Source organism: Modestobacter sp. SYSU DS0511 (genome assembly GCF_054050755.1).
On the sequence record NZ_JBJGZY010000021.1, the window covers coordinates 39,587 to 57,360 of the forward strand.

Annotated in this window: 20 protein-coding genes and 1 riboswitch; of the genes, 9 read left to right on the plus strand and 11 right to left on the minus strand. The window is 76.2% G+C overall.

All coding sequences use genetic code 11. The features are described 5' to 3' along the window. Nucleotides 1–40: 40 nt before the first annotated feature. Complete coding sequence (locus tag ACI783_RS12160; RefSeq protein ID WP_457140672.1) at nucleotides 41–2,593, plus strand: SpoIIE family protein phosphatase; 2,553 nt, start codon at nucleotides 41–43, stop codon at nucleotides 2,591–2,593. 7 nt (nucleotides 2,594–2,600) lie between these two features. Here ACI783_RS12160 and ACI783_RS12165 read toward each other — a convergent pair whose 3' ends face one another. The 8 genes from ACI783_RS12165 to ACI783_RS12200 all read right to left on the minus strand — a co-directional run bounded on the left by ACI783_RS12165 (nucleotide 2,601) and on the right by ACI783_RS12200 (nucleotide 8,353). After that, the gene (locus ACI783_RS12165; protein ID WP_457083276.1) at nucleotides 2,601–3,041 is read right to left on the minus strand and encodes an ATP-binding protein; all 441 of its coding nucleotides are present in this window, start codon (nucleotides 3,039–3,041) and stop codon (nucleotides 2,601–2,603) included. A gap of 217 nt (nucleotides 3,042–3,258) precedes the next feature. Beyond that, nucleotides 3,259–3,582: a DMT family transporter gene (locus tag ACI783_RS12170; RefSeq protein WP_457140673.1), complete on the minus strand. Its 324-nt coding sequence runs from the start codon at nucleotides 3,580–3,582 to the stop codon at nucleotides 3,259–3,261. 44 nt (nucleotides 3,583–3,626) lie between these two features. Then, complete coding sequence (locus tag ACI783_RS12175; RefSeq protein ID WP_457140674.1) at nucleotides 3,627–4,196, minus strand: thiamine phosphate synthase; 570 nt, start codon at nucleotides 4,194–4,196, stop codon at nucleotides 3,627–3,629. A gap of 10 nt (nucleotides 4,197–4,206) precedes the next feature. Beyond that, the gene (locus ACI783_RS12180) at nucleotides 4,207–5,022 is read right to left on the minus strand and encodes a thiazole synthase (RefSeq protein ID WP_457140675.1); all 816 of its coding nucleotides are present in this window, start codon (nucleotides 5,020–5,022) and stop codon (nucleotides 4,207–4,209) included. 1 nt (nucleotide 5,023) lies between these two features. After that, the gene (gene thiS / locus ACI783_RS12185) at nucleotides 5,024–5,227 is read right to left on the minus strand and encodes a sulfur carrier protein ThiS (RefSeq protein WP_457140676.1); all 204 of its coding nucleotides are present in this window, start codon (nucleotides 5,225–5,227) and stop codon (nucleotides 5,024–5,026) included. After that, entirely contained in the window at nucleotides 5,224–6,405 is a 1,182-nt protein-coding gene (thiO, locus tag ACI783_RS12190; protein ID WP_457140677.1) for a glycine oxidase ThiO, read from the minus strand. Before thiO ends, thiS begins: the two co-directional genes overlap by 4 nt. After that, on the minus strand, nucleotides 6,402–7,022 hold the full coding sequence (thiE, locus tag ACI783_RS12195; RefSeq protein WP_457140678.1) for a thiamine phosphate synthase: 621 nt from the start codon (nucleotides 7,020–7,022) through the stop codon (nucleotides 6,402–6,404). The genes thiO and thiE overlap by 4 nt, the downstream gene beginning before the upstream one ends. Beyond that, nucleotides 7,019–8,353 carry a purine-cytosine permease family protein gene (locus ACI783_RS12200; protein WP_457140679.1) on the minus strand — a complete coding sequence of 445 codons (1,335 nt, stop codon included), beginning with the start codon at nucleotides 8,351–8,353 and terminating at the stop codon, nucleotides 7,019–7,021. Before ACI783_RS12200 ends, thiE begins: the two co-directional genes overlap by 4 nt. Next, a riboswitch (TPP riboswitch) is annotated at nucleotides 8,345–8,456 on the minus strand. (Overlaps the previous gene by 9 nt.) Nucleotides 8,457–8,577: 121 nt before the next feature. Here ACI783_RS12200 and ACI783_RS12205 point away from each other — a divergent pair. Genes ACI783_RS12205 through fabG form a run of 5 tightly spaced genes read left to right on the plus strand, consistent with a single transcriptional unit; the run spans nucleotide 8,578 to nucleotide 12,875 of the window. Continuing rightward, nucleotides 8,578–9,180 carry a thiaminase II/PqqC family protein gene (locus ACI783_RS12205; RefSeq protein ID WP_457140680.1) on the plus strand — a complete coding sequence of 201 codons (603 nt, stop codon included), beginning with the start codon at nucleotides 8,578–8,580 and terminating at the stop codon, nucleotides 9,178–9,180. Beyond that, nucleotides 9,177–9,809, plus strand: a complete 633-nt coding sequence (locus ACI783_RS12210) for a TenA family protein (protein WP_457140681.1) — start codon at nucleotides 9,177–9,179, stop codon at nucleotides 9,807–9,809. Before ACI783_RS12205 ends, ACI783_RS12210 begins: the two co-directional genes overlap by 4 nt. Next, nucleotides 9,802–10,491, plus strand: a complete 690-nt coding sequence (locus ACI783_RS12215; RefSeq protein WP_457140682.1) for an ABC transporter ATP-binding protein — start codon at nucleotides 9,802–9,804, stop codon at nucleotides 10,489–10,491. The genes ACI783_RS12210 and ACI783_RS12215 overlap by 8 nt, the downstream gene beginning before the upstream one ends. Nucleotides 10,492–10,494: 3 nt before the next feature. Beyond that, on the plus strand, nucleotides 10,495–12,063 hold the full coding sequence (locus ACI783_RS12220; protein ID WP_457140683.1) for a DUF6297 family protein: 1,569 nt from the start codon (nucleotides 10,495–10,497) through the stop codon (nucleotides 12,061–12,063). 56 nt (nucleotides 12,064–12,119) lie between these two features. Continuing rightward, complete coding sequence (gene fabG, locus ACI783_RS12225) at nucleotides 12,120–12,875, plus strand: 3-oxoacyl-ACP reductase FabG (RefSeq protein ID WP_457140684.1); 756 nt, start codon at nucleotides 12,120–12,122, stop codon at nucleotides 12,873–12,875. A gap of 97 nt (nucleotides 12,876–12,972) precedes the next feature. Here the strand turns inward: fabG and ACI783_RS12230 are convergent, their stop codons facing one another. Continuing rightward, on the minus strand, nucleotides 12,973–13,752 hold the full coding sequence (locus ACI783_RS12230) for an SDR family NAD(P)-dependent oxidoreductase (RefSeq protein ID WP_457140685.1): 780 nt from the start codon (nucleotides 13,750–13,752) through the stop codon (nucleotides 12,973–12,975). Between the two features lie 24 nt (nucleotides 13,753–13,776). Between ACI783_RS12230 and ACI783_RS12235 the strand changes: the two genes are divergently transcribed. Then, nucleotides 13,777–14,274 carry a hypothetical protein gene (locus ACI783_RS12235; RefSeq protein ID WP_457140686.1) on the plus strand — a complete coding sequence of 166 codons (498 nt, stop codon included), beginning with the start codon at nucleotides 13,777–13,779 and terminating at the stop codon, nucleotides 14,272–14,274. Between the two features lie 59 nt (nucleotides 14,275–14,333). Here the strand turns inward: ACI783_RS12235 and ACI783_RS12240 are convergent, their stop codons facing one another. Further along, nucleotides 14,334–14,486, minus strand: coding sequence for an acetamidase/formamidase family protein (locus tag ACI783_RS12240; RefSeq protein WP_457140705.1), 153 nt, complete (start codon nucleotides 14,484–14,486; stop codon nucleotides 14,334–14,336). Between the two features lie 276 nt (nucleotides 14,487–14,762). On the opposite strand from ACI783_RS12240, the gene ACI783_RS12245 reads away from it, so the two are divergent. Further along, on the plus strand, nucleotides 14,763–15,263 hold the full coding sequence (locus ACI783_RS12245) for a hypothetical protein (protein ID WP_457140687.1): 501 nt from the start codon (nucleotides 14,763–14,765) through the stop codon (nucleotides 15,261–15,263). 30 nt (nucleotides 15,264–15,293) lie between these two features. Here the strand turns inward: ACI783_RS12245 and ACI783_RS12250 are convergent, their stop codons facing one another. Beyond that, a complete protein-coding gene (locus ACI783_RS12250) occupies nucleotides 15,294–15,848 on the minus strand; it encodes a dihydrofolate reductase family protein (RefSeq protein WP_457140688.1) in 555 nt (184 codons plus the stop codon). A gap of 293 nt (nucleotides 15,849–16,141) precedes the next feature. On the opposite strand from ACI783_RS12250, the gene ACI783_RS12255 reads away from it, so the two are divergent. Beyond that, nucleotides 16,142–17,737: a methyl-accepting chemotaxis protein gene (locus ACI783_RS12255; protein ID WP_457140689.1), complete on the plus strand. Its 1,596-nt coding sequence runs from the start codon at nucleotides 16,142–16,144 to the stop codon at nucleotides 17,735–17,737. Nucleotides 17,738–17,774: the final 37 nt, after the last annotated feature.

The window sequence follows — 17,774 nt, forward strand, 5'->3', positions numbered from 1 at the left end:
CCCCCGCCCCCTGCCGGCGAGGGGGTGGAGGCCACCGAGGATGACGTCGCTGGAGCCGAACGGCACCCTCGGCAGCAGGACGGCAGCCGCCGCCGGCTCGGCCGGGCTGCAGCGGCTGACCGAGCTCGCCGCCACCCTGCTGCGGGCGCCGTCGGCCGGGGTGGCGCTCGCGGGCGAGGTGCAGACCGTGGTGGGCACCGCCGGACGCCCGGTCTGGCAGGTCGGCACCCAACGCCGGCTCGACGACACCCTCGGCGGCACGGTCGTCACCGCCCGGGCGCCCCGGGTCTACCCCGACGCCCGCACCGACCCGCGGGTGGCCACCCTCCCTGCGGTGCAGGCCGGTGAGGTGGCCACCTACCTCGGCGTCCCGCTGTTCGACGCCGGGGGCGAGCACGTCGTGGGCGTGCTCGCGGTGTTCGGGCCCGAGCCGCGGGACTGGACGGCCGAGGAGGTGGCGCTGCTCGAGCGGCTGGCCCACCCGGTGGTCACCGAGTTGGAGCTCTCCGCGGTCACCGCCGAGCTGGAGACCGGCCGGGTGCGCTGGGACCTGGCGATCGACGCGGCCGGGATCGGCAGCTTCGACTGGGACCTGGTCGGCGGCCGGCTCGTCTGGGACGACCGGCTGCTGGCGATGTTCGGCTACGGCCGGGACGACTTCGCCGGCACGATCGAGGCCTTCCTGGGGCGGGTGCACGCCGACGACGTGGAGCGGGTCCGGACGGCGCTGCAGACGGCGGTGGACACGTGCGGGGCGTACGACACCGAGTTCCGCGCGGTGCTGCCCTCCGGGCAGACCCGCTGGATCCGCGGCCGTGGCCGGGCGCTCGGCGACGAGCGCGGCGTGGCGGTCCGGCTGCTCGGCGCCGCGCACGACACCACGGCCGACCGGATGGCCGACGTGCGGGTCTCCCGGGTGCTGGAGTCGATGCCGGCGGCGTTCTTCTCGCTGTCCCGGGACTGGCGGTTCACCTACGTCAACGCGGAGGCGGAACGGCTGCTGGGGCGGCCGCGGGAGGAGCTGTTCGGCGGCGAGGTGTGGGAGCTGTTCCCCGCCGCGGTCGGCAGCGACTTCGAGGTGCACTACCGGGCGGCCGCGGAGACCGGCGAGATGACGGTGTTCCAGGCGTACTACCCGCCCCCGCTGGACAGCTGGTACGAGGTGCGGGCCTGGCCGGACCCCGACGGGCTGGCGGTGTACTTCCTCGACGTCACCCAGCGGCGCCGCGCCGAGGACGCCGCCCGCCGCCGTGAGGAGCGCCTGGCCCTGATCGCCCGGGTCTCCGACGCCCTGTCGACGGCGCTGGTCGAGCGCCGCGGCCCCGGGGAGGCGTTGCAGGGGCTGAGCCGGGCCATCGTCCCGGCGCTGGGCGACTGGGCCATCGTCAGTCTCGTGGAGGAGGACGGCCGGCTGCACGACGTCGCCAGCTGGCACGCCGACCCGGACCTGCGCCCGGCCGCGGCACGCTACGCGGAGCTGCGGCTGGCGGCGCTGGACTCCACCGCGCCGCTGGTGCAGGCGGTGCTCAGCGGCGGCGCCCGGGTCGTGCCCGACGTGGACGCCGCGGTCGGCGATGGGCTGCCGGAGGGCGAGGTCCGGGACGCCTACCGCGCGCTGGCGCCCCGCTCGGCGGTGACCCTGGCGCTGCGGGCCCGCGGCCGGGTGCTGGGCGCGCTGAGCGTCTACCGCGGCGAGGCGCGCGAGCCGATGGACCTCTGGGACCAGGAGACGCTCAGCGAGATCGCCGACCGGGTGGCCCTGGCGCTGGACAGCGCGGCGCTGCAGGAGCAGGAGCGGCGGATGGCCGAGGACCTGCAGCGCAGCCTGCTCACCGCGCCACCGGAGCCCGACCACGCCGAGATCGCCGTGCGCTACGTGCCCGCGGTGCGCGCCGCCCAGGTGGGGGGTGACTGGTACGACGCCTTCCTGCAGCCCGACGGGGCGACCGTCATCGCGATCGGGGACGTCGTCGGCCACGACACGGTGGCCGCCGCGGCGATGGGCCAGCTGCGCAGCCTGCTGCGCGGCATCGCCTACAGCACCAGCGGGGGTCCGGCGCGCGTGCTCGGTGACCTGGACCGGGCCATCGAGGGCCTGCAGGTGCACACCCTGGCCACCGCGGCCGTCGCGCGGTTCGAGCAGAGCCCCGAGGAGCGTGGGCGGGGTGAGACCCGGCTGCGCTGGTCCAGCGCCGGGCACCCGCCGCTCATGGTGCTCGCCCCCGACGGCGCGGTGCAGGTGCTGGCCACCGAGCGCGCCGACCTGATGCTCGGCGTCCACCCGACGGCGCCCCGCAAGGAGCAGGTGCTCACCCTGCCCTGGGGCGCGACGGTCCTGCTGTACACCGACGGGCTGGTCGAGGGGCCGGACCTGCCGCTGGACGACGGCGTCGCCCGGCTGTCCGCGCTGCTCGGTGAACTGGGCCACCTCACCCTCGCCGAGCTGTGTGACCAGCTGGTCGCGCGGATGCGGCCCGGCGGGTCGGAGGACGACGTCGCGCTGGTCGCCGTGCGCCTGCACCCGGAGGACCGGCCGCGCCCGGCGGAGGCCGGGCCGGAGGTCGTGCCGCCGGTGCTTCCGCCGATCGACTGAGCCGAACTCAGCCGCGGGGGAGCAGGGCCCAGACGCTCTTCTGGCCGTCGGCCAGGTGCCAGCCGTGGTCGTCGGCCATCTCGGCGATGAGGTAGAGCCCGAGGCCGCCCTGGCTGGGGTCGCGGCCCACGGCCGGCTGCGGCGGGCGGGTGGCCGCGGAGTCGCGCACCTCGATCAGCCAGGCCCGCGGGGTCTGCTGCACGCGGGCGCGGACCCCGCCGCCGCCGTGCCGCAGGGCGTTGGAGGCCATCTCGTCGAAGGCCAGGACGACGGCCTCGTCGAGCTCCTCGGCGCGGGCGTCGCCGCTGGACCGGGCGGCCAGCCCGCGGCGCAGTTCGGCGCGCACGCGGGGCAGCTCGGCGACCGAGTGCAGCTCCCACGACCAGCCGTCCGCGGCGGGTGGGGGCGGCGACGAGGGCCACGCCAGGCGCGCCGTCTCGCCGCTCACTCGGTCTCCTCGCGCTCACGCCATCGGCTGCTCGACAGCGACCCACTGTCTTGGCTCGGCAGGCCTCGGCCAAACATTCAGCCGGTGTGAGTCAGCTCTCACTCTGTGCCGATGGTCCCGCCGGAACCGGTCCCGGCCGACGCTAGGGCACCCGGCTGCGGCGCAGCGGACATGTGTCCGGACGATCGCGTTCCACAGTCACACCCGCCCCACGGCGTCAGTGCCCGGTCCCACCCAGGTTGAGCAGCACCACGCCGACGACGACGAGCACGAGGCCGGCCACCTGCCACCCGGACAGCGGCTGGCCGAGCAGCGTCGCGCCGATCGCGGCGACGGCGGCGGTGCCCGCCCCGGACCAGATGGCGTACGCGACCGCGACCGGGACGGTCCTGACCACCTGCGCCAGCAGCACGAAGGAGAGCGCGTACCCGGCCAGCACGGCCACCGTGGGCAGTGGCACGGTGAACCCGGCGGTGCGGGGCAGCAGCGAGGTCGCGGCCACCTCGGCGGCGATGGCGCAGGCGAGCAGCAGGTAGGCCACGGCCCGATCCTCCCCGGCGACGCGGACCGCTGGCGGCGGGGCGGTCAGCCCAGGGCGGTCAGGTACGCACCGACGACGGCCGGCTCGCGCATCACCGCGCCCATCACCGCCACCCCGTGCGCTCCCGCGGCCAGGCACCCGGCCACGTCGCGGGGGGCGATGCCGCCGAGCGCGTACACCGGCGGCGCGCCCCGGGCCAGCCTCGCGAGACCGGGGAGCCCCAGCGGCGGGCCGTACCCGGGCTTGGAGGCGGTCGGGTTGACCGGGGAGACGAACACCCAGTCGCAGCCCTCGGCGGCGGCCTGGGCCACCTCGGCGGCGTCGTGGCACGAGCGCCCGACCAGCGCCGGCCGCGGCTCCGGGAACGGGTCGGCCGCGGCCAGGTGGACGGCGTGCCCGCCGGTGCGGCCGGCGCGGACGAGCAGCCCGCCGACGGGCGCGAGCACCGCGGTGAGCTCGTCGGCCAGTCGGTCGCGCTCGGGCTCGGGCAGGTCCTTCTCCCGCAGCACCACCGCGCGGGCCCCGGCGTCGACCACGGTGGCGACGGCGTCGACCAGCGACCCGGCGCACTGGCGCCGGTCGGTGAGCACCAGCAGCCGGGGCAGCGACGTCACCGGTGGGGCCTCACAGTTCGGGGAGCCCCGCCATCGGGGTGGAGGCCTCGGCGTGCCAGCGCCGGGGGATCCGGCCGGCGGTGCGGGCCAGCCGTCCGCCCTCGACCGCCTGGCGCATGGCCAACGCCATCCGCTCCGGGTCACGGGCCCGGGTGACCGCGGAGGCCAGCAGCACCGCATCGCAACCCAGCTCCATCGCCAGGGCTGCGTCGGAGGCGGTGCCGATGCCGGCGTCGAGCACCACCGGGACGTCGACCGCCTCGCGCAGCAGCGCGATGTTGTGCGGGTTGCGGATGCCCAGCCCGCTGCCGATCGGTGAGCCCAGCGGCATGACCGCGGCGCAGCCGGCGTCGGCCAGCCGCCGGCCGAGCACCGGGTCGTCGGTGGTGTAGGCGAGCACCTGGAACCCGTCGGCGACCAGCTGCTCGGCGGCGTCGACCAGTTCCACCGCGTCGGGCAGCAGGGTGTGCTCGTCGCCGATCACCTCCAGCTTGACCCAGTCGGTGCCGAACGCCTCCCGGGCCAGCCGGGCGGTGAGCACCGCCTCGCGGGCGGTGAAGCAGCCGGCGGTGTTGGGCAGCAGCCGGACGCCGCAGCGCTCGAGCACCTGCAGCATCGCGCCGCTGGCGGAGGCCTCGACCCGGCGCAAGGCGATCGTCACCAGCTGCGTGCCCGAGGCGCGGATGGCCCGCTCGAGCACCTCCAGGCTGGGCACGCCCCCGGTGCCGAGCAGCAGCCGGGAGCGGAACGTCTCCCCCGCGAGGGCGAAGGTGTCACCGGACTCCTCGGCGGCCAGCGCCGCGCCCAGCTCCTCTGCGGTGCTCATGTCAGCCTCCTGCGGTCGGGGCGAGCACCTCGACGGTGTCGCCGGTGGTCAGAGGGGTCGCCGGCCAGCTGCTGCGCGGGACGACGTCGCCGTTGCGGGCGACGGCGACCCGGTCGTGGCCCGCGGCGCGCTGGGCCACCAGGTCGGCGACGGTGGCGCCGTCGGGCAGCTCGGCGGGGGAGCCGTTGACGGAGAGGGTGATCACGCGGTCCTCCCGAACCGGTCGGCGGTGAAGGACGAGGCGATCGCCGGCAGCCGGCCCGTGGTCAGCTGCTCGGCGATCACGTCGCCGGTCACCGGGGCGAGCAGGGCCCCGTTGCGGTGGTGGCCGGTGGCCAGCACCAGCCCGGGCAGCGAGGAGGCGCCCAGCAGGGGCGCGTTGTCGGCGGTGCCGGGGCGCCAGCGGGCCAGCGTCTCGGTGAGCTCCAGCTCGGCGACCTCGGGGACGACCTCGATCGCGTCGTGCAGCAGCTCGTGCACGCCGCCGGCGGTCACCCGGGCGTCGAAACCGCGGTCCTCCACGGTGGCCCCGACGATCAGCCGGCCCTCGCCGTAGGGCACCAGGTAGACGTGCCGGCCGCGGACCAGCGCCCGCACCGTGCCGCCCAGCAGCCCGCCCGCGCCGGCCAGCCGCAGGATCTGGCCCTTCACCGGGCGCACCGGCAGCGGCGGCACGCCGGGCAGGCTCCCGCTGTGCGCACCCAGGGCGAGGACGACGACGTGGGCGGCCAGCGGGTCGCCGCCGGCCAGCACGACGCCGGTGGCCCGGCCGGCCACGACGGTGAGCTCGGCGGCGCGGTCGCGCACCAGCCGCACCCCGGCGGCGGCGCCGGCGGCCAGCAGGGCGGCGTGCAGCGCGCGTCCGTCGACGGAGTGGTCGCCGTCGACCGCGAGCCCGCCGCGGAGCCGGGGGGTGAGTGCGGGCTCCCGGCGGCGGGTCTCCCGGGGGGTGAGCCGTTCGGCGGCCAGCCCGAGCTCGGTCTGGAAGGCGTGCAGCTCGTCCAGCTGACGGACGTCGTCGGCGTCGAACCCGACGACCAGCGTCCCGGCGGTGCGCAGCTCCACCGGGAGACCGCTGGCCTGCTCGAGCTCGGCGACGAAGGCGGGGTAGCGCTGCAGCGACGCCACGCACAGTTGCAGCAGCGCCTCCTCGCCGTAGGAGGCCTCGGTGACCGGGGCGAGCATCCCGGCGGCCGCGGCGGAGGCACCGGCACCGGGTGCGTCGTCGACGACGGTGACCGACAGCCCGCGCTGCGCGGCCCGCCAGGCCACCGACAGGCCGATCAGCCCGCCCCCGGCGACGACGACGTCCACCCGGTCACCGCCCACGGGTCCCTCACCGCTTCCGCCAAAATGGCCATTTTGGCGACCAAGGGCGGTCACCGGGCGGCGTCCAGTGCGGTCAGCAGCTCCCGGGTCGCCGCGGCGGGGTCGGCGGCGGCGGAGACCGCGCCCACGACGGCGACCCCGGTGGCCCCGGCGGCCAGCAACGCCGGCACCCGCGCCGCGGTCACCCCGCCGATGGCGATCACCGGGACGTCGACCGCGGCGGCGACCGCCGCGATGCCGCCCGGGCCCAGCGCGTCGGGCAGGCCGGTCTTGGTGGTGGTCGGCCAGGCGGGGCCGACGCCGAGGTAGTCGGCGCCCTCGGAGACCAGCTGCCGGGCGAGCTCGGGGTCGCGGCAGGTTCCGCCGAGCAGGTGACCGGGGCCGGCGACCCGGCGGGCGGCGGCCAACGGCAGGTCGCCGGCGCCCAGGTGGGTGCCGTCGGCGCCGACGGCCAGGGCGACGTCGACCCGGTCGTTGACCAGGCAGGTGGCGCCGGCCGGGGCGCAGACGGCGACGACGGCGCGGGCGAACTCGTACAGCTCGCGGTCGGTGCCGCCCTTGGTGCGGACCTGCACGACCGGCGCCCCGGCGGCGACGGCGGCCTCGACCGCGGCCAGCGCCGCCGCCCCGCCGCGGGCGTCGGTGAGCACGTGCAGCCGCCCCAGGCTCACGACCGGCGCCCCCGCACCAGCGCCGGGGCCCGCACGACCAGGGTGAGCAGCACGGCCACCGCCAGGCTGACCAGCGAGGCGGACCAGCCGTTGGCCGGGTCGATGCCCAGGTCGGTCTGCCGCTCGGTCCACCACGTCGTCCAGCCGGCGCCCGGGCCGGCGAAGTACGTGGGCAGGGTGAGCTGGTAGGCGACGAAGCCCGCGATCCACGGCACCAGCAGCTCCAGGCGGGCCGGCGCGGTGTCGGAGGTGTTCCAGGCGCCGCGGGGCAAGAGCCAGTAGGCCACCAGGAACACCCCGGCCAGCGGCACGAACACCGCACCGATCAGGAAGAGGAACGGCTCGTAGGCGGCGATGTCGAAGGTCAGCGCCAGCAGCGTGGCGACCGCGCCGACGGCGACCGCCAGCACCCGCCGGTCGGCCCGGGCGACGACGTTCTGCGCGGACACCGCGGTCGAGTAGACGTTCGCGAACGCCTCGTCCAGCTCGACGACCACGAGCAGCAGCACCGCCAGCGCACCCAGCGGCACCACCAGCAGTGCGTCGATGACGTCCAGCCCGGCGCTGCCGTAGGCGGCCAGCGCGAGCACCCCGAGGGTGAACATGACGACGGTCGCGATGCCGTATCCCAGACCCGCGCCGAGGCCGGCCGCCCGGCTGCTGCGCACGTGCCGGGTGTAGTCGGCGGCCAGCGGGATCCAGGACACCGGCAGCGCGATGACGATGTCGGCGGCGGTCCAGAACGAGGTGGCGCTGCCCTCGGCGAGCTCGGGCAGGGGCTCGCGGAGCACCTGCACGTAGAGGTAGACCAGCGCGGCCAGCGCCGCCCACACCGCGTAGCGGGCGAGCAGCCGGACGACGCCCAGCGGCCGCAGCGCCATGGCGGTGGCCAGCACCCCGGCGCCGAGGACGAACGGCCAGCGCGGCGCGTCGAGCACCCGGGAGGCGGCCTCGGCGATGATCACGATCTCGAAGGTGGCCCAGCCGACGCACTGCACGAGGTTCAGCGCCGTCGGCAGGTAGGAGCTGCGCCGGCCGAGCAGTCCGCGCAGCAGCACCATCGCCGGCACCTGCTCGCGGGCGCCGGCGGCAGCGGTGGCGCCCAGCAGCGCCGCGCCGATGAGGGCGCCGACCACGATGGCGCCGATCGTCACCGCCAGCGGGCGGCCGGGCAGCACCACGTAGACCGCGGCCACCGGCAGCAGCAGGCTGACGCCGAGGTTGCCCCACAGGCCGAGCGCGTCGCGCAGCCCGAGGGTGCGCGGCGGCGCCTCGGTGAGGGTGAGGGGGGCGTCCCCGGTCACGGGGGACGGAGGGGTGGAGGTGCTCACGGTGTCGCTCCCTACGCCGGCATTATCCGGTCAGGTTCCAGCGGTCGGCGGCGCTCAGCCGCCCTCTCAGCCCGGTTCCGCCCGAGCTCCCGCACATGGCATCGGCCATGACGACCGCCACACTAGCCACCGGGGGCGCACCGGCACACCGCCGGGGAACCTCCTCGTCTGGAACACCCCGTCCGGAACCCGGCTGCGTGGCCGGGCTGGCTAGAGTCCCGGCCGTGCCGGTCGACGAGCTGCTGACCCGTTCCCCCGACTCCTGGCGGGCTGCCACCGCCCATCCCTTCCTCACCGGGGTGCGCGAGGGCACCGTGCCGGTGGCGGCCTTCGAGACCTGGCTGGTGCAGGACGCCCGGTTCGTCGCCGACCTGCTGCGCTTCCAGGCCCGGCTGCTGGCCCGGGCGCCCCGGCCGGCGCAGGCGGTGCTGGCCGGCGGGCTGGTCGCGCTGGTCGACGAGCTGGCCTGGTTCGAGCAGCTGGCCGCGGCCCGCGGGCTGGACCTCGATGCCCCGGCGCTGTCGGCCACCACGGCCTACGCCGAGCTGCTGGCCCGGCTCGACGGCGCCGACGTCCCGACCGGGCTGACCGCGCTGTGGACGATCGAGCGCACCTACCTCGACGCCTGGTCCGGCGCGCTGCCCGGGGCCCCGCAGTACCGCGAGTTCGTCGAGCACTGGACGGTGCCGGGGTTCGCCGGCTACGTGGCCGGGCTGGCCGCGGCCGCCGACGCCCACCCGCCGTCCGCCGCCGAGGCCGACGCCGTGTTCGCCGAGGTGATCGACGCGGAGATCGCCTTCTGGGACATGGCGATGGAGGGGGCGTGAGCGTCTCCGCGGAGCTGTGGGCCGCCGACGCCGACCTGGCCGCGGCCGCGCTGGCGCACCCGTTCGTGCAGGGGATCGCCGACGGCACGCTGCCCCGGGAGCGGTTCGCCGGCTACGTCGCCCAGGACGCGTTCTTCCTCGACGCCTTCGCCCGGGCCTACCGGCTGGGGGCGGAGAGCAGCGGGAACCCCGGCGTGCGTGCAGTGCTCACCGACCTGCGGGCGGGTGTGCAGGAGGAGCTGCGGCTGCACGGCGGCTACGCGGAGCAGTGGGGGATCGACCTCACCGACGTCCAGCCGCTGCCGGCGACGTCGGCGTACGTCGACTTCCTGATCGACGCCGCCGGCCGGGGGGACGCTGCCCTGACCTGCGCCGCGATGACCCCGTGCATGCGGCTCTACGCCCACCTGGGGCAGCAGCTGGCCCCGCGCGCCGCCGGGCCCTACCGGGAGTGGGTGGACACCTACGCCGCACCCGAGTTCGAGGAGCTCGCCGCCACCCTGGAGCGGCTGCTCGACCAGCTGTGCGCCGGCGCCTCCGACGAGCAGCTCGTCGCGGTGCGGGCCGCCCACCGCCGGGCCATGGAGCTGGAGGTCGGCTTCTTCGACGCCGCCTGGGCCGGTGCCTGAGCCGGTGCTCCTCGCGGCGGACGACCTGCTGGTCGGGTACGCCGCGGGTGAGCCGGTCTGCGCGCCGGTCACCGTGGCGGTGCAGCCGGGCACCGCGCTGGGCCTGGTCGGGCCGAACGGCGCGGGCAAGTCGACCGTGCTGCAGACCCTGGTCGGGCTGCTCCCGCCGCTGGGCGGGACGGTGCGCTACGCCGGGGACCCGGTCGACGAGCGCTCGGCGGCCTTCCGCGCCGAGGTGGCCACCGTGCTCGACGAGGACGCGTTCTTCCCCGCGCTCACCGGGGTGGAGCACCTGCTGCTGACCGCCCGCGGGCACGGCGTGGCCGACCCCGAGGACGTCGTCGCCCGGGAGGTCGAGGCGTTCGGGCTGGCCGGGCGGGCCGAGGCGCTGCCCTCGGCGGTCTCCTCCGGGCAGCGGCGGCGGCTCGCGCTGGCCGCGGCGCTCGTGCGCCCGGCCCGGCTCCTGGTGCTCGACGAGCCCGAGCGCCGGCTGGACACCGGGATGCGCCGGCAGCTGGCCGCCCGGCTGCGCGACGACGTCGCCGCGGGCGCCACGGTGGTGTTCGCCAGCCACGACCCGGAGTTCCTCCGCACCCTGGCCGACGACGTGCTGGTCGTCGACGACGAGGACTGCCCGCTGGTCTCCCCGGACGACGCCGTCGCCGCGCTGACCGAGGGCTGAGCGTTGACCGCCGTCGCCGGGGCCCCGGTGCTCAGCGGCGCCCCGCTCACCGGTGGTCAGGTCCGCCGGGTCACCCGCCGGGCGACCGCGGCGCGGGCCGACACCAGCTGGGCGACCCTGGTCGGCGACGTCGTCGGCTGGCTCACCTCGCTCGGCATCCTCGTCGCGGTCGTGGGCGGCACCGTCTCCAGCCTGCGCGACCAGATCGCCGCCCGCCCGGCGACCGGGGCGGCGGTGCTGCCCGGCGCGGTCACCTCCGGAGTCGCCGCGGTGCTGGTGGTCGCCGGCCTGACCTGGGTGCTCGCCCGGCTCGGCCCGGTCAGCGCCACCCCCGCCGCGGCCGTCTGGTGGCTGCCGCTGCCGACCGACCGGCGCGGGCTGCTGCGCGGTGAGCTGGTCCGGGTGGTGCTGCTCGCGGCGACGGCGGCCGCGGTGGTCGCCGTCCCGGTGCTGCTCGCCGTGCCGGTCGCCCCCGCGGCGGCCGACGTGCTGATCGGGGTGGCCGCCGCGGCCCTGCTCACCGCGGCCGGCGCCGGGCTGCTGGTGGTGCTGCAGGCGGCCGGCCGAGGCCGTCGGCTGCCGACCGCCGCAGGGGCGCTGGCCTGCGTGGCGGTGGTGGGCGCCGGGGTCGCCGGGACGGTGCTGGCCGCGGTCGACGCCGGCCCGGTGTCCGGCTGGGCGGTGCAGCCGACCGGGACGCCGCTGGTCGCCGCCGCCGTCGTCGCCGGAGTGCTGGCGGTGCTCGGGGTGGTCGCCGCCGACCGCCGGCTGGGCCGGCTGCGCGCCGGTGACCTGCGGGCCCGCGGGGAGATCGTGCAGTACGCCACCGCCTCGACGTTCTCGATGGACACCCGGGAGCTGGGCCGGGCGCTGGCCAGCTCGCCGCGGGCGCCCCGGCGGCCGCGCCGGTGGCGGCGGGTGCGCGGTGCCCGGTCGGCGCTGCTCGCCGCCGACCTCGTGGTGCTCACCCGGTCGCCGTGGCGCTGGGGTCAGCTGGCGGTGGGCGCGGCGCTGCCGGTGCTGGCCGCCCGCACGTCCGGCCTGGGGAACCTGCCGGCGCTGGTCGCGGTCGCCGCAGTGCTCGGGTGGGCGCTGGCCGCGGTGGCGCTGGGCGAACCCAGCCGGCGGGCGCAGGCCTCCCCGGCGCTGGACCGGGTGCTGCCGCTGTCGGCCGACGCCGCCGTCCGGCTGCGGTCGGTGGTGCCGCTGGCCGCGCTGACGGTGGTGTGCGGCCTCTCCGGCGCGCTGGTCGGTCAGGGCACCGGCTCGATGGCGGTCTGGGCCGGGCTGGGCGTCGCGGTCGCCCCGGCGTGGGCCGGCGCCGCGGTGCGCGGCGGGTACCGGCCCGAGCTCGACTGGTCGGGGCCGGTGGTGGCGACCCCGATGGGGGCGGTGCCCAGCGGGGTCGGCGCGACGCTGGTCCGCGGCACCGACCTGGGTGTGGTGGGCACCCTGCCGTTCGGCATCGCGCTGCTGGTGGGCACGCCGTCGGCGCTGTGGGTGCCGGTGCAGCTGGTCTGGGCGCTGGCCGTAGGCGCCCTCGCCGTCCTCACTGCCCGCGCGAAGGGCTGAGAGGCGCCCGGGTGTAAGCACAGGAGTGACAGCACACGACTCGACGAGGAGATGCAGTGGCAGAGCAGCGGACGGCGATCATCACCGGGGCGGCGCGCGGGATCGGCGCGGCCATCGCGAAGCGGTTCGCCGCGGACGGCATGGCAGTGGCCGTGCTGGACCTGGACGAGGGCGCCTGCGCCGGCACGGTGGAGGCGATCACCGGCGCCGGTGGCCGGGCGCTCGCCGTGGGCGCGAACGTCGCCGAGGAGGACTCCGTGACCGCCGCGGTCGACCGGGTGGCGGCCGAGCTGGGCGCCCCGACCGTGCTGGTGAACAACGCCGGGATCACCCGGGACAACCTGCTGTTCAAGATGAGCGTCGGCGACTGGGACGCGGTCATGGGCGTGCACCTGCGCGGGGCGTTCCTGATGAGCCGGGCGGCGCAGAAGCACATGGTCGAGGCCCAGTGGGGCCGGATCGTGAACCTCTCCAGCGTCTCGGCGCTGGGCAACCGCGGGCAGGCCAACTACTCGGCCGCGAAGGCCGGCATGCAGGGGCTGACCAAGACCCTCGCCATCGAGCTGGGCCGCTACAACGTCACCGCGAACGCGATCGCGCCCGGGTTCATCGAGACCGAGATGACCGCGGCGACCGCGGAGCGGGTCGGGGTGCCGTTCGAGGACTTCAAGGCGGGCGCGGCCAAGGAGATCCCGGTGCGCCGCGTCGGTCAGCCCGAGGACATCGCGCACACCGCCGCGTTCCTGGCCAGCGAGGGCGCGGGCTTCGTCTCCGGCCAGGTCATCTACGTCGCCGGCGGCCCCAAGGACTGAGGCCAGGGCGGGTTGAGCCGCTCCACCGGACGTTGAGCCGTGCTGTGCCGCGGCTCAACGTCCGCCCACCCGGCTCAACCCGCGCGGCGGGCGGCGCTCAACCCTCCCGCCGGCTCGGGCCGCCGTGGAGGCCACGGCGGGCCATGGTGGCGGTCAGCGCGGTCCAGGCCCGCACCGGCACCAGCCGGGCGGTCTTCATCAGCAGCGCCATCGGCAGCGGGAAGACGATCTCCGCCTTGTCCCGGGCGATGCCGTCGGCGATGGTCCGGGCGGCGACGCCGACCGGCACCTTGAACGGCATCGGGAAGCGGTTGCGGTCGGTCATCCGGGTGGTCACGAAGCCGGGGTTGACCAGCTGGACGACGACACCACGCGGGGCCAGCGAGCCGCGCAGGCTCTCCAGCAGGCTGATCAGCGCGGCCTTGCCGGCGTTGTAGGCCTCCGAGCCGGGCAGCCCGCGGTACCCGGCGACCGAGGCGACCCCGACGAGCCGACCCCGCCCGTCGGCGAGCATCTGCGGGACGACGGCCTCGAAGGTGTGCACCGCGCCCATCACGTTGATCCGCAGGTGCTCGGCGAAGGCGTCGGAGTCCCACGGTTCCACGTGGAACCCCGACCAGGTGCCGGCGTTGGCGACGGCGACGTCGATCCCGCCCAGCGCCGCGCGCACCTGCTCGCCCGCGGCCACCGTGGCCGCCCGGTCGGTGACGTCGACCGGGACGGCGGTCATCCGGCCCTCGGCCACCTCGGCCAGCTGCTCGGCGTTGCGGGCGCTGATCGCCACGCGGGCGCCGCGGTCGGCGAGCTCACGGGCGAGCGCCGCGCCGATGCCGGTCGAGGCGCCGGTGACCCAGATCCGTGCTCCGCTGATCTCCATGGCCCCAGCCTGGATGATGGGCGCATGGCCCCGCGCAAGCAGCCCCGCCGGTCCGCTCCGCCGTCCCCGGGGGTCGGTCACGGCGAGTACGTGATGTACCCGGGCACCCGCGCCGAGGTGTACGACCTGCTGGAGCGGTTGTCCACGGCCGCCGGCGACTCACCGGACTACGGGACGCCGGGTCTCAGCCTGGACCGGACCCGGCTGACCGTCCGCTGGTTCGGTGACCTCCCGGCGCACGTCCGGAAGGTGGTCGACGCGGCCGGTGAGGGGCTCACCGTCGTGGTGCAGCGGACCGAGTTCCGCCCCGGCGACCTGCGCGCCGAGGCCGAGCGGATCGCCGCGGAGCACGCCCCGGTCGTCCAGGCGGCCAGCGCGCGGCCCGAGGGTGACGGCGTCGACCTGCTGGTCGCCCCGGACGCCGTCCAGGCCGCCGGCAGCGCGGAGACCGCCGTCCTGGAGGCCGGGGTGGAGAGCGGCTTCCCGCTCTTCCCCGAGGCCGGCGAGGCCCAGCCGGGCTGACCGGCGTCGCCGACGGGCGCGGCCGACCCGGAGCGGGTCGGCCGCGCCCCGGCAGCCGTTCAGAAGCCGGACCGCGGGACCCCCATGCCCGGGTCGATGCGGATCGGCCCCGACGCGGACGGTTCCACGTCGAAGTCGAAGATCCCGGTGGGCAGGTAGACCGTCGAGCACGAGTTCGGGATGTCGACCACCCCGGACAGCCGGCCTTCGATGGGTGCTCATCCGGGCCCCGCGGCGCCGGGCGGCCCGGTCCATCAGCCAGGCCGTCAGCAGCAGCGCGGCGAGCCCGAGGCCCATGACCAGCCAGAAGACGCCCATGGGTGATCGTGGCACATCCGGCCGGTCGGGTCCGCTTCGTGCCGCCTCGTGAGGTGACCTCTGGACCCGGGGAGTCCGGATCGCGATGATCACGCGGTGCAGACCCGTCGCGCCCGGCCACTCGCCGCGCTCCTCGCCGTCCCGGCCGTGGCGCCGTCGAGCTCCACCCGATGCCGGAGCAGGGACCCGAGCCGTCCGAGCTGCTCGACCACGTACCGCCGGAGCCGATGGGGGAGTTGGCGCTCGCACCGGTGACCGACCAGCTGTACGCGTTGATCGAACGGGTCCGGGCGGCGGCCGGGGGATCACCGGACTTCGGCGACGTCGAGCTCGGCCGGGACCGGGACACGCTCACCGTTCGCTGGTACGGCGACCTGCCGCCGGCGGTGCGGGCGGTGGTCGACGACCCGGGCGACGCCGGCGTCGAGGTGGTGGTGGAGCAGACCCGGTTCCGCGTCGGCGACCTGCGCGCGGAGGCGGATCGGCTGTTCACCGAGCACCCTGGCCGGCTCACCGCGATCGGGTTGCGCCCGGCAGGCGACGGGATCGACGTGATGGTCCGCAGCACCGTGGCCGAGCGGTTCGGTGGCGCGCAGAAGGCACTGGAGCGCTCCGGGGTCCGCAGCGACTTCCCGCTGTTCGCCACGGCCGGCGAGATCGTCCCGGCCTGACGTTCCCGCGGGAACGTCAGGTGGCGCGGCTCAGGCGGCGGACGGTCCGTAGGTCAGGTGGGCGACCCCGTTGCTCAGCGGCTCGGCGCCGACCAGCGACAGCGCGATCTGAGGGTGGCCCTCGGGGAACAAGCGGATGCCGGTGCCGACGGCGAGCGGGTAGACGTAGAGGTGCAGCTCGTCGACCAGGCCGTCGGCCAGCAGCGCCCGCACGAGGGTGGCGCTGCCGCTCACGTACAGGTCCCCGACGTCGTCCTTCAGCGCCCGGATGCGGTCAGCGTCGTAGCCACCGAGCACCGTCGAGTTCCGCCACATCGACTCGGCGTCGGTGAGCGTGGAGCTGACCACGTACTTGGTCGTGTCGTTGAAGAAGGGAGCGCCCTCGTCGTCCTCGACCGTCCGGGTCGACCAGGCCGGCGCGAACATCTCGAAGGTGGTGCGGCCGAGGAGGATGCCCTGCGCCGGTGCGGTCAGCGCGCCGATCGAGGCGGCCAGGTCGTCGGGGAAGCCGTGGTCCATCGTCCACGTCGGGGCGTCGACGACGCCGTCGACGGTGGTGAACTCGTGGACGCGGATCCTGCCCATGTCGTGCTCCTCAGCGGGTCGGGGCCGGTGCGGTGCAGCGGCTCGAGGTCGTCGTCGGTGCTCAAGACCACCGCCGGCGCCGGTTCTCATCGGTGCTCCCGGCGCCCGGTGTTTCCCGTGCCGAGGTCGCCGCCGGCGGTCGACATGGTGGCTCCGGCGCACGGTCGTCCACCTTTCCGACACCGGACGGGTCCGACACGCAATGCGGCGCGCGGTGGCGGGCGTCCGGCCCCGCATGCTCGTCGGGCTCGTCCAGCACGGCCTCCGGGCCACTCTTCCAGGAGCTCCACGTCATGCGATCCACCCCCGCGCCCGCCCCTCGCCGCTGGTTCGCCGACCGTTCCGTGCGGGTGAAGATCCTCGCTGCGGTGGGGTTGGCGGCGCTGACCGCAGCGCTCGTCGGTGTCCTGGCCATCACCCGTCTCGGCGACCTCCGGGACGCGCGGGACGCGGAGCTGCGCACGTCGCTGCCCTACATGCACGCGCTGGGCGACATCGGCCTGACCGCCAAGGCCACCGCGAACGACGAACGCGGCTACCTGCTCACCGGGGACGAGGAGTTCCGCGCGGAGGTCGATGAACGCCTGGAGAAGATCGACGGCCTCTTCGCCGACGCGCGGGCCACCGCGGCCACGGCCGACGAGCTCGCGCTGGTCGCCCAGCTGCAGGACGGCGTCGACGCGTGGTCGGCCAGCATCGAGGCCGAGTTCGCCCTCCTGGCCACCGACCGCGACGCCGCCGTCGCCCTGGCCATGGGGGAGACCCGTGATCTCCGGAAGACCTACGAGGAGGTGCTGGCCGCCGCGCAGGAGGAGGCGGAGGCCGTGCTGACCGAGGGAGCGGGCTACGGAGAGGTGGTCTCCTCGGCGACCCGCACGCTGGTCGTCGTCTGCGCGGTCGGGGTGCTGCTCGCCTGCCTGGTCGGCCTGGTCGTGGCCGGCGCGGTCACCCGCGGCCTCGAGCAGCTGCGGCGGGTGGCCTCGGCGATGGCCGCCGGTGACCTCACCGCCCGGACCGGGCTCGCCCAGCGCGACGAGGTCGGTGCCACCGCGGCGGCGGTGGACGAGGCGGTGCTCGCCCTGCGCAGCCTGGTCACCTCGGTCGCGGGGTCGGCCGGTGCCGTGGCGTCGGCGTCGGAGGAGCTGAGCGCGTCGTCGGCGCAGATCTCGGCGTCGGCGGAGGAGACGTCGGTGCAGTCCGATGTCGTGTCCGCCGCCGCGGAGGAGGTGTCGCGCAGCGTTTCGACGGTGGCCGCCGGCGCCGAGCAGATGGGTGCCTCGATCCGGGAGATCAGCCAGAACGCCAACGAGGCGGCCCGGGTGGCGGCGCAGGCGGTGACCGAAGCGCAGTCGACGACGGAGACGATCACCGCGCTGGGCACGTCGAGCCAGGAGATCGGCGCGGTGGTCAAGGTGATCACGAGCATCGCGGAGCAGACGAACCTGCTGGCGCTCAACGCGACCATTGAGGCGGCGCGGGCCGGGGAGGCCGGCAAGGGCTTCGCTGTCGTCGCGAACGAGGTGAAGGAGCTGGCGCAGGAGACCGCGCGGGCGACGGAGGACATCGCCCGGCGGGTGCAGGCGATCCAGGGAGACACGGCGAACGCGGTGGACGCGATCGGTGGGATCTCGTCGGTGATCGGGTCGATCAACGACTTCCAGCTGACGATCGCCTCCGCCGTCGAGGAGCAGACCGCCACCACCAACGAGATGTCCCGCTCGATCCAGGAGGCCGCCGGCGGCAGCACCGAGATCGCCCGGAACATCACCGGGGTGTCCACGGCAGCCGGCTCGACGAACCAGGCGATGGGGCAGACCCGGCAGGCGGTCGACGAGCTGTCCCGGATGGCCACCGACCTGCGCGCCACGGTCGGCCGCTTCACCTGGTGACCCCGTCCCGGCCGGCCGCGGGCGTCGCGGCGGCCGG